Annotated in this window: 11 protein-coding genes; 3 read left to right on the forward strand and 8 right to left on the reverse strand. The window is 70.5% G+C overall.

What is annotated here, in order from left to right:
* Positions 1-43 precede the first annotated feature (43 nt).
* Entirely contained in the window at positions 44-1,717 is a 1,674-nt protein-coding gene (locus OOZ19_RS10455; RefSeq protein ID WP_266089860.1) for an FAD-binding dehydrogenase, read from the reverse strand.
* A 130-nt stretch (positions 1,718-1,847) separates the two neighbouring features.
* On the opposite strand from OOZ19_RS10455, the gene OOZ19_RS10460 reads away from it, so the two are divergent.
* Complete coding sequence (locus OOZ19_RS10460) at positions 1,848-3,026, forward strand: PucR family transcriptional regulator (RefSeq protein ID WP_266089861.1); 1,179 nt, start codon at positions 1,848-1,850, stop codon at positions 3,024-3,026.
* A gap of 521 nt (positions 3,027-3,547) precedes the next feature.
* Positions 3,548-3,967: a VOC family protein gene (locus OOZ19_RS10465; RefSeq protein ID WP_266089862.1), complete on the forward strand. Its 420-nt coding sequence runs from the start codon at positions 3,548-3,550 to the stop codon at positions 3,965-3,967.
* Positions 3,968-4,268: 301 nt separating this feature from the next.
* Here the strand turns inward: OOZ19_RS10465 and OOZ19_RS10470 are convergent, their stop codons facing one another.
* The 3 genes from OOZ19_RS10470 to OOZ19_RS10480 are packed head-to-tail and all read right to left on the reverse strand — an operon-like array spanning position 4,269 to position 7,856.
* Positions 4,269-6,443, reverse strand: coding sequence for a xanthine dehydrogenase family protein molybdopterin-binding subunit (locus tag OOZ19_RS10470; RefSeq protein WP_266089863.1), 2,175 nt, complete (start codon positions 6,441-6,443; stop codon positions 4,269-4,271).
* Positions 6,443-7,417: an FAD binding domain-containing protein gene (locus tag OOZ19_RS10475; RefSeq protein WP_266089864.1), complete on the reverse strand. Its 975-nt coding sequence runs from the start codon at positions 7,415-7,417 to the stop codon at positions 6,443-6,445. Before OOZ19_RS10475 ends, OOZ19_RS10470 begins: the two co-directional genes overlap by 1 nt.
* Positions 7,404-7,856 (reverse strand): (2Fe-2S)-binding protein, encoded by a 453-nt coding sequence (locus OOZ19_RS10480; protein WP_266089865.1) that lies wholly within the window; start codon positions 7,854-7,856, stop codon positions 7,404-7,406. Before OOZ19_RS10480 ends, OOZ19_RS10475 begins: the two co-directional genes overlap by 14 nt.
* Before the next feature lie 219 nt (positions 7,857-8,075).
* Here OOZ19_RS10480 and OOZ19_RS10485 point away from each other — a divergent pair, with 219 nt between their 5' ends.
* A complete protein-coding gene (locus OOZ19_RS10485) occupies positions 8,076-8,651 on the forward strand; it encodes a TetR/AcrR family transcriptional regulator (protein ID WP_266089866.1) in 576 nt (191 codons plus the stop codon).
* Between the two features lie 38 nt (positions 8,652-8,689).
* Here the strand turns inward: OOZ19_RS10485 and OOZ19_RS10490 are convergent, their stop codons facing one another.
* From OOZ19_RS10490 to OOZ19_RS10505, 4 genes are read right to left on the reverse strand one after another with little or no spacing between them, the layout of a single operon-like run.
* Complete coding sequence (locus tag OOZ19_RS10490) at positions 8,690-9,943, reverse strand: DUF2399 domain-containing protein (RefSeq protein WP_266089867.1); 1,254 nt, start codon at positions 9,941-9,943, stop codon at positions 8,690-8,692.
* On the reverse strand, positions 9,940-14,136 hold the full coding sequence (locus OOZ19_RS10495; RefSeq protein WP_266089868.1) for a TIGR02680 family protein: 4,197 nt from the start codon (positions 14,134-14,136) through the stop codon (positions 9,940-9,942). The genes OOZ19_RS10490 and OOZ19_RS10495 overlap by 4 nt, the downstream gene beginning before the upstream one ends.
* Entirely contained in the window at positions 14,133-15,383 is a 1,251-nt protein-coding gene (locus OOZ19_RS10500; RefSeq protein WP_266089869.1) for a DUF2398 family protein, read from the reverse strand. Before OOZ19_RS10500 ends, OOZ19_RS10495 begins: the two co-directional genes overlap by 4 nt.
* The gene (locus tag OOZ19_RS10505) at positions 15,272-16,813 is read right to left on the reverse strand and encodes a DUF2397 domain-containing protein (RefSeq protein ID WP_266089870.1); all 1,542 of its coding nucleotides are present in this window, start codon (positions 16,811-16,813) and stop codon (positions 15,272-15,274) included. The genes OOZ19_RS10500 and OOZ19_RS10505 overlap by 112 nt, the downstream gene beginning before the upstream one ends.
* Between the last annotated feature and the right edge of the window lie 73 nt (positions 16,814-16,886).

A 16,886-nucleotide genomic window follows, 5' to 3' on the forward strand; every position in this document is an offset into this window, starting at 1 on the left:
TCTGCCTTTCTCCGTACTTGATGGGGCCGGGGACGGCGGACGGTCAGGCGACCGCCTGGGCTGCGGCGCGGCCGGCTTGGCGGCCGGTGAACAGGCAGCCGCCGAGGAAGGTGCCTTCGAGCGCGTTGTAGCCGTGGACACCGCCGCCGCCGAATCCGGCGGCTTCTCCGGCCGCGTAGAGGCCGTCGATGGGGCGTCCGCGGGTGTCGAGGGCGCGGGAGTCGAGGTCGGTCTGGATGCCGCCGAGGGTCTTGCGGGTCAGGATGTGCAGTTTGACGGCGATCAGCGGTCCGGCGGCGGGGTCCAGGATGCGGTGCGGTGCGACGGTGCGGCTGAGCCGGTCACCGAGGAAGCGGCGCGAGTTGCGGATGCCCTGCACCTGGGAGTCCTTGCTGTAGGGGTTCGCGACCTGCAGATCACGGGCCTCGATCTGGCCGCGCAACTGTTCGGCCTCCAGCAGGGGCTGGTCGGTCAGGCCGTTCATCTTCGCCACCAGCTCGTCCAGGTTGGTGGCGACGACGAAGTCCGCACCGCGGTTCTTAAACGCCTCCACCGGCCCGGCAGCTCCTTTGGACAGGATGCGCTCGCGCAGGACCGCTTTGCGGTCGCCGCTGGTGAGGTCGGGGTTCTGCTCGGAGCCCGACAGCGCGAACTCCTTCTCGATGATCTTCTCGGTGAGGATGAACCAGGAATGGTCGTACCCCGCGATGTCCTCGGTGGTGCGCAGGTGCTTGAGGGTGCTGAGCGTGTCGTAACCGGGCAGGCACGGGTCCGGCAGGCGGCGGCCGAGCGCGTCGAACCACATCGAGGACGGCCCCGGCAGGATCCGGATGCCGTGACCGGGCCACACGGGATTCCAGTTCTGGATCCCTTCGGTGTAGTGCCACATCCGGTCGCGGTTGACCAACCGCACCCCGGCGGCGTCGCTGATCTCCAGCAGCCGCCCGTCCACGTGCGCGGGAACCCCCGTGATCATGTTCTTCGGGGCGGTGCCCAGCCGCTGCGGCCAGTGCGCGCGCACCAGGTCGTGGTTGGCGCCGATCCCGCCACTGGCGAGGACGACGGCCTGCGCGGTCAGCTCGAAGGAACCGGCCGCCTCCCGGTTGGACGCCACCCCGCGCGGCGAGGAGTCCTCCGCCAGCACGGTTCCGCGCACTCCCGTGGCCGCGCCGTCCTGGATGACGAGCTCGTCCACTTGGTGGCGGTGGTGGAAGGTCAGCAGTCCTTCGTCGGCCGCCCGCAGGGCGCTGCGCACGAACGGCTCCACCACGCCCGTGCCCGTCCCCCAGGCCACGTGGAAACGCGGGACGGAGTTGCCATGCCCATCAGCGCGCAAATCGCCGCGTTCGGCCCACCCGACCATCGGGGTGAACTTGATCCCCTGCGCGTCCAGCCAGGACCGCTTCTCCCCCGCGGCGAAGTCCACATAAGCACGAGCCCAGCGCACGGCCCACGAGTCCTCGTCCTCCAGGCGGTCGAACCGAGCACTGCCCTGCCAGTCGTTCCACGCCAGCTCGAAGGAGTCCTTCACCCCGAGACGCCGCTGTTCAGGCGAGTTCACCAGGAACAGACCGCCGAACGACCAGTAGGCCTGGCCGCCCAGATTGGCCGCGTTCTCCTGATCGACCAGCGCCACCTTCCGCCCACGGGCGGTCAGCTCGTGCGCCGCGACCAGCCCCGCCAGGCCCCCTCCGACCACGATCACATCCGCGCCCACCACAACCACCGCCCGTTCGTCGTTCACCGCTGCGCGAGCCCCAGCCTGCTTCGGGCCGGTGACCGGTGACCAGCTCGTTCGTCCGGAAGACGAAGTAGGTTTGTCACCCGGTGATGAACAGGAGGCGTCCATGAGCAGGTCTGAGCGGGTCCGGGTGGTCGATCAGGTTCGGGCCCGGCTGTCCGATCTGACCGACTCGACCCTCGACGCGGTCCGCACCGCCGTGCCCGCGTACCGGGACATGCGCGGTGACCAGCTACGCGACGTCGAAGCGATCACGTCGTGGGTGCTCATCCGGCTCCTGCGGGCGTGGGCGGAGGGCGGCGGCGTCCTCGACGACGCCGACCGGAGCCGGTTCCGCCGGATCGGCGCCGCGCGCGCCGAGGACGGCCGCCCGCTCACCGCCGTGCTGCGCGCCTACCGGGTGGCGGCGGTCGCCGCGACCGACCACCTGCGCGAGATCGGTCGTGGCCGGCTCGACGTCGACGACGTCGCCGACCTCACCACGGTGCTGCTCACCGCCTTGGACGACCTGTCCGAATCCCTCATGGCCGGGTACGAAGCCGCGCGCGACCGCCTCAGCGAGGACCTCGACCGCGCCCGTCGCGATCTGCTGGACGACCTGATCGTCGGCAGGCAGTCCTCCGCCGGGGCGCTCGCCGACCGCAGCCGCGAACTCGGCGTCGAACTCGCCCCGGAACCGTCGCTGCTCATCGTCGAACCGGCCGATTCCGCCACCGCCATCGGAGAATCCGCCGCCCACGACCTGTTCCCGGACGCCGGAGCGCGGCCACTGCTCACCCTGCACGGACCGCGCGCGGTGCTGCTCCTGAACGTCCGGCCCGGACCGGAGCTGGACAGGGCGTGCCGGGAGCGCGGCTGGCGGGGTTGTCTCGTCGTCGGCCACCCGATCACCGCCGTCGCCGCGATCCACCGCCTGGCCCGGCACGCCCTCGACACCGCCCCCGCCCACTCCTTCCGCGACCGCGCCCTGCTCGACGAGGGCGACGCCCGGTTCCTGGCGGTGCTCGCGGCCCGCCCCGACGCCGACCCCGCAGCCTTGGACCGCACCGTTCTCGGCCCGATCGCCGCACCGTCCCAACGGCACCTGCTCGACGGCCTCACCGCGTTCCTCGCCGCCGACACGGTCACCGACGCGGCGAACCGGCTGCACCTGCACCCGCAGACCCTGCGCTACCGCCTGCGCCGCGTCCGCGATCTCACCGGCCGCGACCCGCACGACCCGTGGCACCACCTCGTCCTCGCCGCCGCCGCTCAACTCCACGGCGTTCGCGACCAGGCGCACTGACCGAGCCGGAGGAGAACACGGCCCCCAGCCGACAAGCCTCGCACGCCGTCGGCGCCTCGGTCTTCGCCGTCACCGCACGTCGAGCGCTCGCACGTGTTCGTCGCAGGCGGCGACGAGGCCGCCCATCACCAGCCCGCCCTTGTCCGCGCATGCTGCGTACGGTCGTCCGATCACGCCGTTGCTGCTGCGGCGTCGGTGAGGTCCCGGCCGTCCGCCGCGACTCGGCGGACCAAGGCCAAGGCCACCGTGATCCGGCCCGGCCGGCACTGGCCGCACCGGACCACGTGGTCATCGAGCCGTGCCCGCTGCACCGGGTGCAGCTCCGCGTCCGCCGTGGCCGGTGGCCCGTCGATGGTGGTGACTCGTCGGCGGGATCGAGGTCGGACATCGGGATGGCGCACGGGTTGACGGCTTCGCCGTTGAGGTGACTCGTGCACGCCGGGCCGATCGGCCGCTGAGCGCGGATCACCGCGAGAGCACCCCGGTGGGGGCCGGTGACCGGCAGGGACGACACTGATCACATGCGGCAACGAGTCAGCATGATCACGCTCGGCGTGGGGGACCTGGAGCGTGCGCGGCGCTTTTACAGTGCGCTCGGGTGGCGCCCCTCGGCCGCGCCGAGCGACGACATCGTCTTCTTCCAAGCCGGGGACGTGGTCCTCGCGTTGTGGGATCGCGCCCGGCTCGCCGAGGACAGTGCCGTCGAGGACGCGCCCGGCTGGGGTGGAGTCACCGTGGCCCTCAACCTCGGCTCCCGCGAGGAGGTGGACGCCACGATCGACGAGGCCCGTCGCGCCGGAGCCACCATCGGCCGCGAACCGGCGGAGACCTCCTGGGGCGGCTACAGCGCGATCTTCCTCGACCCGGAAGGCCATCCCTGGGAGGTCGCCTACAACCCCTACTGGCCCCTCACCGAAGACGGCGGCCTGAAGCTCCCGTAACAGCACCGCCGTCGTCCGCAGCGCCCGCGACCGGGCCAGGGCGAACCCGCCGAGCTGACCGATGTCCCGCTCGACGACGCAGCCAGCGCGCCGCCACGGCCGCATCCCGGCCGTTCGGAGCAGGCGGGAAATTCCGGTTGCGCGACGCCTTTCACCGGGACGATCGAGCCTGACGACCGCCTGCCAGGTCCGATCGACGCGCTCCGCGAACGGGTTCCGCACGGACTCGGACGACTCGGAGCAGAGCACGGACGAAGGAGGCGCCTGGCCGTTCCGCCAGGCGCCTCCCCGGATGCGGTGATCAGTCTCCGAGCAGGTCCTCGATGGTGATCGGGATGTGCCGGACGCGGATCCCGGTGGCGTTGTGGATCGCGTTGGCCACCGCGGCGGCCATGCCGACCGCGCCGATCTCGCCGACGCCGCGCGCTCCGACCGGGTTGTGCAGGGTGTCGGGGTGCTCGACGAAGTGCACGTCGACGTCGGGGATGTCCGCGTGCACCGGCAGCAGGTACCCGGCGAAGTCGCCGTTGGCGATGCGGCCGTTCGGCTCGACCTCCATCCCCTCGTGCAGCGCCGCCGACACGCCCCAGATCATGCCGCCGCTGAGCTGGCTGCGGGCGGCCTTCTCGTTGATGATGCGGCCCGCGTCGAACACCCCGAGCAGCCGCGACACCCGCGCCTCCCGGGTCCAGCGGTGCACCCGGACCTCGCAGAACTGGGCCCCGAACGAGCTGAACGAGTGCTTCGTCAACTCCTCCCCCGGCGCCGAGGATCCGGTGGCGGACAACGAATCCCGGCCCACCGCGCGCAGCAGTTCGTCGAACGGCATGCTCCGGCCGTCGGCGAACAACTGCCCGTCGGCGTAGGTGACCTCGGCTCCCTCGAACGGCGCGCCCGGCTCGGCGGCCAGTTCCAGCAGGGAGTCGAGGACCGCGGAGGCGGCGACCATCACGGCCGAGCCCGCGCTGGCGGTGGCCGTGGAGCCACCGGACATGCCGCCCGGCGGCAGCGACGAGTCGCCCAGCCGCGGCGTCACCTGCTCCGGCGCGATGTCCAGCGTTTCGGCGCCCACCAGCGAGAGCACGGTCAGCAGGCCGGTGCCCGGGTCCGCGCCGCTGGTGGCGACCTCGGCACGGCCGTCCGCGCCGAGCGTCACCCGCACCGAAGCCGGGAAGCGCAGCGCCGGGAACATCGCGGTGGCCGTGCCGACCCCGACCAGCCAGTCCCCGTCGGTGCGCCCGGTCGGGGTGCGCTGGTCCCAGCCGAAGCGCTGCGCGCCGATCCGGAAGCAGTCGTCGAGGTACTTGCTCGACCACTGGAGGTCTTTTCCGGGCGGGGCGACCGAATTGTTCCGCAGCCGCAGCTCGATCGGGTCCATCCCCAGCTTCACCGCGAGCTCGTCGATCGCGCTCTCCAGCGCGAAGGAGCCGGGTGCCTCGCCGGGAGCGCGCATGAACGTGGTCGGCGGCAGGTTCAGCGGCACCATCTTCTGGCGCAGCGACAGGTTCGGCGTGGCGTACCACTCGCGCGAGGTGCCGTGGGAGGTCGGCTCCACGAAGGAGCGGTCCGCGCCCGTGCTGCACCACGAGTCGTGGCGCACCGCGGTGAGCGTGCCGTCCGGCTCGGCGCCGAGCGAGACCTCCTGCACCGTGGCCGCGCGGCCCGCGGTCGCGGTGAACACCTGCTCGCGGGTCAGCGACGCCTTCACCGGCCTGCCGAGTTCCTTGGCCGCCGCGGCGGCCAGGAACGCGGGCGCGGAGGTGCGCCCCTTGCCTCCGAACGCGCCCCCGACAAACGGGTTCACCGCGTGCACCTGGGACGGGTCCAGCCGCAGGGCCATCGACAACTCGGCGGCCTGCATGTCCGAACCCTGACTTCCACTGTGGATGGTCAGTCCGCCGGAACCCCACCGCGCGACGGCGGAGTGCGGTTCCATCGGGGCGTGGTTCTGCGGCGAGGTCGAATAGGTCTCCGCGACCACCACCGGACTGGCCGCCAGCGCGTCCTCGATGGACTCGACGCCGTCGGCGAGGATGTCCAGCGAGGGGCCGCCGCCGTGGTCGGAGGCGGGTGCGTCCTCGGCGGTCGCGAGGCCCTCCTCCAGCGAGGTCAGCGCGGCCCGCTCGTGGTAGGTGACCTCGACCAGCATCGCGGCGTCGCGGGCCTGCTCGAAGGTCTCGGCGACCACGAAGCCGATCGGCTGCCCGTAGTAGGCGACTTCCTTGTCCTGCAGCGGAACCCACGTGTCGCCGAACGCCGGGAGCGTGGGCGTGGCCAGCTCCAGCGGGTCGAACGGCGAGTACACCCCGAGCACGCCGGGGGCGGCGCGGACCGCGGAGAGGTCCATCGACGCGATCTCACCGTGCGCGATGGTGCTGAGCACGAGATATCCGTAGGCCATGTCGGGGAAGTTGTGGTCCACCCCGTACTTGGCGCGGCCGGTGGCCTTCACCGGCCCGTCGAGTCGGCTGGGCATCAGCGGCTCCCCTCGGTCAGTTCGAGCAGCGCGCGGATCACGGTCCGCTTCAGCAGGGCCGGCTTGAAGCCGTTCGCGCCCCGCGTCCGGGCACCGTCGGCGGCCACGTCGGCGGCGCGCTCGAACGACTCCTCCGTCGCGGGCAGGCCGCGCAACGCCTCTTCGACGGCGCGCAGCCGCCACGGGACGGTGGCCACCCCGCCGACCGCCACCCTGGCGTCGGCGATGCGGTCGTCGCGCACGTCCAGTGCGACGGCGGCCGAGCTCAGCGCGAACTCGTAGGACTGCCGGTCCCGCACCTTCACGTAGGTGGAGTTCGCCGCCCAGTCCAGGCGCGGGACCACCACCTCGGTGATCAGCTCACCCGGCCGCAGATCGTTCTCGACCTCGGGGGTGTCGCCCGGCAGCCGGTAGAACTCGGCCAGCGGCACGGTCCGGGAGCCGTCGGCACCCAGCAGCCGCACCTCGGCGTCGAGCGCGGTGAACGCGACCGCGACGTCGCTGGCGTGGGTGGCCGCGCAGGAGTCGCTGGTGCCGAGCACCGCGTGCATCCGGCCCGCCCTCTCCAGCGCCGGACAGCCGCTGCCGGGTTCGCGCTTGTTGCAGGGCATCGCGACGTCGCGGAAGTAGCTGCAGCGGGTCCGCTGCAGCAGGTTCCCGCCGATGCTGGCCATGTTGCGCAGCTGCTGGGAGGCGCTCAGCAGCAGGGCCCGCGAGATCATCGGGTAGACGTCCGGGTGCGCGGCGATGTCGCTCATCCGCTCCAAGGCGCCGATCCGCAGCCCGTCCTCGGAGTCGAGGCCGCGCAGCGGCAGCTCGTTGATGTCCAGCACCCGCTGCGGGGTGAGCACGTTGAGCTTCATCAGGTCGACCAGCGTCGTGCCGCCTGCCAGGTAGGTCGCCGGTTCCCCGGTGGCCGCTTCGACGGAGGCCGCCGCGTTCCGCATTCCGGTGGTGAGCTCAAAGGGTCGCATCGGTGCGCCTCGCTTGGTCGATCGCGGCGATGATGTTCGGGTAGGCCGAGCAGCGGCACAGGTTGCCGGACATGAATTCGCGGACGTCGCTGACGTCCTGCTCGATCGCGGCACTGGCCGACATGATCTGCCCGGAGGTGCAGAAACCGCACTGCATGGCGTCCTGGTCGACGAACGCCTGCTGCAGCGGCGTCAGCTCCTCACCCTCCGCCAGACCCTCTACAGTGGTCACCGGTTCCTTCACGGTGGCCGCGAGGGTGAGGCAGGAGAGCACGGGCCGGCCGCCGACGTGCACGGTGCACGCACCGCACTGGCCTCGGTCGCAGCCCTTCTTCGGCCCGGTGATGTCGAGCCGCTCCCGCAGCGCGTCCAGCAGCGTCACACCGGGTTCGGCGTCGAGCTGCTCAGCGCTGCCGTTGACTTCTAATGAGATGTGCAATGGAACTCTTCTCCGCTGGGAACTCCGCACCGGAGCAGGGCGGCATGATGTGGTGGGGGTGATGGCCACGTCGAGCACGACGCCGCGCCGGGAACCGGATAAAAATCCGCTGTCCTCATCGAGGCTAGCGGATTAGTATCCGCTCGGCAAACGACGCTGTTCCGGTCGATTCATGCAGTTCAGGAGGCTCTCGACAGCAGAGCGGACGAAGGAGGAGCGATGGGGACGGGCGCGGTGAACCACCGGCGCGCGGACACGCGGCGCAACCACGAGCTCATCGTCGCGGCGGCGGCGGAGTCCCTGTCGAGCACGGGCGAAGTGTCGTACAACGCCATCGCGAAGCGGGCCGGAGTCGGCGTCGGCACCGTCTACCGGCACTTCCCCGCTCCGCAGGACCTCATCCTCGCCGTCTACGAGCGGGAGGTGCGGCACCTGGTCGAGGTGGTGCCCAGCCTGCTGGAGTCCTACCGCCCCGAAGAGGCGTTCCGGGTGTGGACCACCGATCACCTGGCGCACTACATGATGACCAAGCGCGGCCTCGCGAACGCGCTCAGCGCCGCGACCGCCGCGCGCGGCGAACTGCCCAAGACCGCGCACGAAGCGATGGTCGGCTCGCTCGCGACCCTGCTCGCGGCCAACGCCGAGGTCGGCGCGGTGCGCGCGGACCTCGACCCGGAGACGGTGCTGCGCGGCCTCGGCGGCCTGCTCTTCCTCGACCAGCGCGGCCCCTGGCGCGCCCAGACGGAACGGCTCATCGACCTGCTCTGGCGCGGCATGTCCAGCTGCCACGAGTAGCGATCGGCGTGTCTGCGCACGGTGGACGAACCCGCTGATCACCGCGATGCCGAACCGCCGCGACAATCCTGGGCGGCCGTGGAGAGATCCGCGATCAGGTGCTCCAGCAATCGCTCCTCGTGCACGGGAACGAGCTCTCCGTCATAGATCTCCCGCAAACCTGCCACCGCCGACTCCAGATCCGCGGCGGGACGGTGATCCACGCTCAGAGCGCGCGCCCGTGCATAGGCCGGCGCATCGAATCGCCACGGCACCGCCCGCGGCGCGACCGCCAGGACCTGCTCGGCGATCGTGAACCCCGCGCGATCGAAGTCCGCTCGCGCGCGGATCGTGCAGCCTGATCCGACGAGTCCGGCGATGAGGTCCAGCGCGGCGCCGGAGGCGATCCCGTCCGTGCAGACCAGCGCCGGACACCGCGCGCCCAGCGCGTCCGCCGCCGCTTCCGTGACCGTCGGGTTCTCGCACACGAAGACCTCGCAGGCCCGCGCGGTCCACGGCCCGGCCAGGGAGCGGAGCGTCAGCCAGATCGGTTCGCCGGGAGTGGCGCGGCACAGTCGCGCCGCGGCGGACTCACCGCCGATCGGCAGGTTCAGGGCCAGCACACGAGAGGAGACGCCGTCGCAGAGCACACCGGCGCTCGCCCACGCGGCTCGCCACGCGCGCCCGGCGCGGTGCGGCCGGTCGAGTCCCTTGATCGAGGCCAGGAAGCGGGCTGTCCCACGGCCCAGCGGCCGGTCGTAGTCCAGCGCGTGCGCATCGTGCAGGACGTCCGCGGCGAGCCGCGCGAGCCGGATACTCCCGTGTCCCGGCCGCAGCCGGGACACGACGTTGGCGATCTGCGAGCTCAATGCCGTCAGCGCGCCGGTGCCAGGCTTGGGCAAACCGCCTTCGGCGAGCCACTTCCGCACCTCGGACGGTGTCACCCCGGTAGCGCTGAGCTGCTCGACGACGATGTCCCGCTCCGCGGCCGCGGCATCCCGTTCCCGCTCCCGGCGGACCCGATCCGGTTCGATCTCCGTGCCGCCCAGCGCCTCGACCAGGCCACGCACGGTGAGGCCGTGCTCGGCGAGCCTCGCCGCGAGGTCTTGCAGGCGAACCGGTTTCCCGGACAGCTCCCAGCCGATTCCCAGCATGCGGCCCACTTGGGTGCGCTGTTCATCATCGAGGACCACCGCGCTAAGCGTTCCCGATTCGGTGCGGTACCCACGCCGGGCACGAGTGCGGACCGCGTCGAGCACCACCGCCGGACCGGGCAGGGACGCCCATTTGGTGATGCCGGGAGGTGGCGTCATTCCTCGTCCTCGTCGGCGAAGAGACCTTCGGCCAGCGACGCCTCCTCCTCGGCCGACCGGCCCGGACCCGGTACGGCGACCGCCGTCCATTCGCCGCCGCGCCACAGGTACGGAATCGAGTCAACGCCGGGGAATCCCTTGTGCCGGGCGAGGTCGTACACGGCGACGGCGGGAACCGTCGAATACCGGCACCACTCGTCGTGCGCGGTCAGCATCACGTCCAGGTCGAAATCCACCGTGAGCCCCATGAAGGACGCCTTGATCTCCTCATCGACACCGGTCATCGCCTCATCCAGCCAGACGCAGCGCGGCGCCTGGGCATCGGCGGCGTTGTAAGCGACCACCGCCGCGGCGAACAGTGGATGGGACAGCAGGACGACCTTCTCACCACCGGACTTCGAACCGTGCTTGGCCGCGTCGAAGGGAACCCACCTGGCAGTCGAACCCGGCTGGTACTCCAGGGAGATCTTCAACCAGCTCCGGTAGTCGAGCGCTTCCGAGAGCTGCTCCCGCCAGTCTCCCGATCCGGTGTCCGCGGCGACCGATCTGGCTCGATCGATCCTGCGGGAGAGGAAGGACCGCACCTGGTCCTGGCGCGCGGGAGAGAGCTGCTGGTAGCCCTGGGAGAGCGCATCGACCACCGTGCCGGAGTCCGGGTCCGTCGGATCAGCCGTCCACCGCAGTCGGACGGCACTGCCGTAGCGCGTGGAACGGCCGGCCAGCTGGTCGTTGATGTCGGTGAACGTCCTCCTGGTGTAGTCCAGCCGGTCCTTGAGGTGCTCGATGAAGGTGGATCCGAGCAAGGTCGTCAGCACTCGCTGCTGCTCGGCGTCGAACGAGCCTTCCTGCTCCTGGGCCTGGTCGGTGAGCAGAGCCTCGGCGGCTGTCGGCTGCTGCCAGCCGGAGGCGCTGTCCACCAGCACGACGATGCGCGGCGGCGCACCGGCCGATCCGGATTCCAGCACCTTGGCGTCCCGATCCGGGAGCAGGATCTGCCGGAGCTCGGTGAGCTTGTCCTGGCACGCACGCCACCGGCGGTCCTGATCAGCCGCCTCCGGTAATTCCCGGCGCGCAGCACGCATGGAGTCGCGAGCGGATTCCACGGTTCGCCGCTCCGGTTCCGCAAAGCCGATCGGCTGGGCGAGGCCGATGTCGAACACCTCCCACCAGGACTCCAGTGCGGTATCGCGCTGCTGCTCAGCGTCCTTTCGGTGTGCTTCGTGCCGGTCCAGGACCTCCTCCGCGCGGGCCATCTCGCCCCTGGCTTCGCTGTGGTCGGCGTTGAGCTTCACCAGGTCCGCACGGATGTTCGCCAACGCGGTGTCCAGCACACCCCGCCTGTCCAGCTTTTCCTTGTCGTCAGTGGTCAACGACCTCTGCGCCGCAGCAAGCTTGATCCCGATCTGATTTTGTTCCCCGCGCAGCTTCTCCAATTCCGCGGTGACGTCCTCGAACCGCGTGTCCGCCGAGGTGAGCTCTTCGTCGACTTGGGAACGAGCGCCGGTGTGGACGCTGAGCAGCTCCAACCGGTGCTTTAGTTCTTTCAGCGCTTGCTGGTAGTCCCGCAACGCCTCCTCGTGCGCGGCGAGATCGCGCACGGGAAAGGCGTGCTCACTGGCATAGCCGGAGAATGTGGCCCAGGCCTGGTCCCGGCCGGCCTCGCTGCGCCGGTGCGTTTCCTCCGCTCGGGTGACCTCCTGCCTGCACCGCTCCACCTGACGCTCACGCTCCCGCCAGGTGCTGACGGCATCAGTGACCATGCGATCCCGTGGAGCGCGGTCCCGCTCCCCGGCGAGACGGTGCAAGTCGCCGTCGATCGCATCGATCCGCTCGGTCCACTCGGTAATCGATGAGTCGAGTTCCGCCAGCCGAGCCCGGAGGCGCTGCTCTTCCCGTCTCCGCGCGGCCTCGCGAGCCGTCGCGCCCAGGTAGGAGGCAGGCTGGACGGGTTCGGCTCGGCCGGTCAGCGCGGCGCACCGCCACGTGCCGTCCGCGGCCAGCCAGACGGCCGGGCCGTCGTCGGCAGGGCGGGTGTCGAACCAGCCGATCGCCGCGAGCACGGAACGGATCGTCGAAGCCGGTACGCCACCGACGGGCGTGGGCTCCAGCACCGCGGTCAGGCCGTTCGAGGGCCGCTCCGCACCGCCCAGAACCAGGGTGTCGACGGGAAGGCCTCCCGCGCTCGGACTCAGCCCGCCGTCGGGGTGGATCCAGGCATCCAGCAGCCCGGACGCGGCCAAGCTCGCTTCGAGCATGTCGACTTCCACGGCCGAGGCCCCGGCGACGGGCCGCACACATTCCCACAACGGCGCGCCCTGATCGTCCGTGGACGCGGGCCGGTCCCGGCGACGCCATCCGGCCGGTGCTTCCGGTGTGCGCACCGCGGCGGTGCTGACCTCGTCGAGTCGCGCGGCGACGGTGTCGCGGTCGGCGGTGACGGCGGACAACTCGTGCTCGCTGTGCTGGCGCTGGCCGAGGTAGTGGTCCCGGACTCCGGCGATGTGGTGGGCGATCTCCGCGGCTGGGGATCGGCTGGGCTCCGCGTCGCGGGGAGGGCTGGTCAAGTCGGCTACCAGCTCGCACCACTCCTCGACGGTGGCCTCGTCCGCTCGGGCGCTGGTCGCCGTAGCGTTCCACTCGCGGATCTCGCCTCGCAGGGTGTCCACCGTGGTGGTGACCTCGCGATACGCCGCCTCCTGCTCCTCGGCGGCGTCGGTCAGCATCTCCGCCCGATCAGCGAGGATGCCGGCGGAAGTGGCGACCTCGCGCTCGGCGCGTTCGTGGTCGTGGTGCAGCTCCCGCAACCTGGCGAACCGTTCGCGCCGCTTCGAATGATCGACGAGCAGCGCGGCGAGGTCCCGCGGCGGAAGGTACCTGTCCGCGGAATCGCGGAGACCTGCGCGCGGTGCGGCCTCCCTGACCACGTCCGAGGCACGATCCGCGTCCAGGTCGGCCGTGCGCACCTTTTCGGCCGCGGCTTCCGCGTTCGCGCGCACCTGGGACAACTCCTTCTCGGCCACGGCACGACGGCGTTCGGCTGCGGTGCACCGCTCGTCCATCGCACGAAACTGGACGCCGAGGTCGTCGACCCGTCTTACCGCATCCGCCGCTTCCTGATAAGCCGGGCTTTCCAGCAGTTCGCGGAGTTCGATTTCGTGGTGCTGCTGAGCAGTCCCGGCTTCCGTGACGCATCGGCCCAGTTCCTCGACCTGCTGTGCAGCCGCGTCGAGCGAGCTCTCGGCTGCTCGTCGTTTCTTCGTCGTGTCGTCGAGACCGGTGGTGGCCCTGCTCAGCGCGTCGGCTCGGCGCCGGACCACTGTCTGCGCCCACGGTTTCCAGCCCGTGCGGACGAAAACCGCCAGCTGCCTGGCCGCGTGCCGGGTCTCGTCCACCGCCGCCCGCAATCTTTCCAGGTTCTCCCACCCGTGTGCGAGTTGGTCGACCTCCGCATTCGCCAGCGGCGGCAGCGCCGCGCGGAGCGTTTCAGCAAGGCTGGTGGGGTCGAGTCGTTCGCCGAGCTTCGGTTTGCGCAGCTGCTTGAGCAACGCGGTCAGGTTGTCGTAGGCATCCGGGTCAAGCCCGAACAGTTCGGCCGCCACCTGAGCACGGTAGGACCTCGCGCCGTCGGGCACGGTCACGCCGGTGATCTTCTTGAGCTCACCCCGATCGATCGGCCGGCCTGCCGCCAACAGGCGCAGATCGCTGCCAGGTCGCAACGGGGTGATCAGGTGCCACGTAGTGACGCTTCCGGTGCCGCTCCCCCGCCGGGCGCTCACTCCGAGGCCAAGGACGAAGTAGCGCGGTTCCCCGGTTTCGTCGATCCGGCCGAACTCGGCCCACGCGTATCCCGAGCTGGAATCGGCAGGCGGCCTCGGGTCATCCGGTTCACCCGTCGGCAGGAGGTTGAACCGCATCGTGCGGCTCTGGGAACCGAACGGATCTAGCACCGTCGGGCCGACCTCACCACGCAGCAGCATCAACGTGGTCAATTCGAGCACCTTGGTCTTGCCCGCGCCGTTTCCGCCGCGCAGTACCAGCCTTCCGTCGGCGAACCAGAATTCGTCCTGGGAGTACTCCCACAGGTTGACGATGCCGACCCGCAGCGGCTGCCACCGGTGCCGAGCGGGTTCCGGTAGGCCCCCGCTGAGAGCTGCCGAGAGCCACTGCTCGCCGGAACGCCTCGGGGGCGTCATCCCATCACCTCCTCGTCCAGCCTCCTGGTCACCGAGACGATCTTCGGATCGCGGAAGCGGGCCGCCACGGCGGTCAGGCGCCAGCCCGGGCCGTTCTCGGCCGGACGCAGCAGATCCAACGCGGTGAGCAATTCTCGTGCCGTGGATTCCAGAGCGGTTCCCTCCCGAAGTTCGTTGGTCATCGCCTTGTGGTGACGCGCCCGCACTTCTTCCGCGGCGGCAGCGATGGCGGACTCGGTGATGATCGCGTCGATGGCGTGAGTGCGGACCAGTTCGTCGAGCACCATCAAAGTGGCGAAGTCGGCCGCGCGAACGGCCGGGAACGGAAGGTCGGTGTCAGCCTCGTCCTCGCTGATCAACGCCACCCCCTCGCGGCGCTGCTCCGCCCGCCACCCGGTCATCTCCGCGCACCACGCGAGCAGGCGGCGGCGCTGATGGGAGAAGTAGGTGCGTTCGGCTTCGGTCAGGTCCTCGTGCAGCAGCACCGGAAGCTCCACCAGCCTGCGCATCAGGCGGAACCGGGTGGCGTCGTCGTGCGAGGTTTCCGCCGCGGTTTCGCCGAGGGCGGCTCGCAGGGCTACCGGATCCACCATGCGCAGCAGCAGTTCCCGGTTCACCTCGTAGGCGCCGCCGATCGCATCACGCCGATGTGTCCATCCTTCGTGCTGTTCCTCACCGGTACGACCGGTCGGGCGCAGCGCGCCCAGTGTGACCAGCAAACGGACCGCTTGGACGAACAGCCGCCGTTCCGCGAACTGGTCGGGGACGTGCGGGGCGAGTGAGACGTTCTCATGAGCGGACAACGCCCGAACCCGGTCCGAGAGGTCCTGCGTCGTGGTGATGTCCTCCGCGTCCTCCGCCGCCGCGGCAGCGAGGATCGCCAGCACCAGGACACGCCGGCTGGGAGCCGCGAATCGGCGCGGAGCGAGCACCGTTCCGTCGACCGGCGACCGGAACAGGCGTGCCGCGGAATCGGTGACGACCAGCCGGTAGCCAAGCCTGTTCGAGAACCACTCACTGAGTGTGCCGTGGTGGACCCGGACCAAGGACCAGATTTCAGGATGAACCCGGCGATCAAGCACGGGGTTGCGCAGGAGAGCTGTGAACGCGCGTTGCCGATTGACCTCGTTCTGGCTCACGCGGGCTCCATCTGGAAGTGCCAGTTCACCGTGACCAGACTTCCGGCGGGGGCTCGCACGGCGGTGGTCTCGTGTGGCGATGACGGCTTGCGCAAGGTGATCCGCCATCGACCGTCGCCGGTCATCGAGCTGTGCGATGGGGCGCGCATGACCATGCCGAGCAGCTCAAGCAGCAGGTCCAGTTCGGCGTCGCTGACCTCGCCCCAGTTCGCCAGCTGGGTTCCGGAGCGCTGCCGGAGCTGGGCCTCCGCGCCGTTACGCGCGGCCTCGGCTGCCAGCCTCGCCCTCCGGGCGGCGTTCTTGCCTTGGGAGTAGTCGGGGATCTTGGAGCGTCGGCCGACGGCGGCACGCGCCGCGTGCTCCCGGAACCTCGCGGTGATCGGTGCGGGTGGCGCTTGAGACCAGCCGAAATCGTCGTCCTCCGCGGACTCCGCCGCCAAGAGCAAGTGCCGGGCCGAGAACGCACCTACCGCGCCGTCCCAGATCCGCCACGCTGATTCGTCGTCGGGGGCCCGCTCGATGGCCGTCGCCAGCGTCAGCAGTTCCGACCGCCGGGTGACCGCCCCGCCGGTGTCGAGCAGGATCCGCATGGTCCGAGCCCACGGAGCGACCAGGTCCCGAAGTTGACGTCGCAGCTTGCGCGCCTGACCGTTCGGGCCACCGAACCAGGAACCGAGCGCCTCCCAAGTGTGCCGCCACCGTTGAATCTGGTCGGCCAGGTCTTGATCGTCCAGATCGCCGTCCACCGATGCGCGAACGCACGCCCGCCACACCTCGGTGGTGAGCAACGGATCCAGCTCGTGCAGCAGCCCCGCGATGCGAGGGCTGTGCACGTCGACCTGCTCGCCCCACATGCCGATGTAGGCGCGCAACGTGTGCCACAGCTCGTCCTGCTTGTCCGCGTCCGGGCCGCCGGACAAAGCGTGGGCCAAGGTGCGCTGCCAGCCACGGGCGGCCGTGGCCATGGCCTGATGCATGGCGCCGATCTGTTGGAACTCGGTCGCCGCAGTGATGTACCGGGCCTGCTGGACCGACTCGGCAAAAGCGGACAGGCGTTCGTGGATGGCACGCGGGGCCAGCGTGAGATCGCCTGCCGCTTCCTCCGCGTCATCGGTGGACGACCAGAAGGCGTGCAGCGCAGCTGCTCGCGGGGTGAGCTGGTAGCGATCTCGCCGCCGGAGGAAGTCCTCCCCGGTGCGAGCCGGCTCCTGCCAACGGGTCACCACCTGCCACTGCACCAGGCTGTCCATGCGCGTGTCGAGATGCAGCACGTCGGGGGACATCAGGCGGTCAACCGCTTCCGCGGGCACGCGTTCGGTGAGCCGGGCGCGGACCCCGGTGGTCACCTCGTCGAACGACAGGCCGGTCAAGCTGGTGTCCTGCCGGGCCAGCAGCACCTCGACGATCACGCGGTATTGTGCCGCGAACCGCGATGTCAGATAGGTGGGCACGAATTCCTGGCCGGGGAGAAATGCCGACCACGGATCGGCCCCGGATTCCGAAGTCCCGAATTCGGGTGCCTCTTCGTGATCGTCCACGATCTCCAGGCTACGGCGACGCTGTGCTACCTCCCGCAAAACAGTGACACGTCACCCATTCTGACGAGTCAAT

This window comes from Saccharopolyspora sp. NFXS83 (assembly GCF_026241095.1).
Taxonomy (GTDB): domain Bacteria; phylum Actinomycetota; class Actinomycetes; order Mycobacteriales; family Pseudonocardiaceae; genus Saccharopolyspora_C.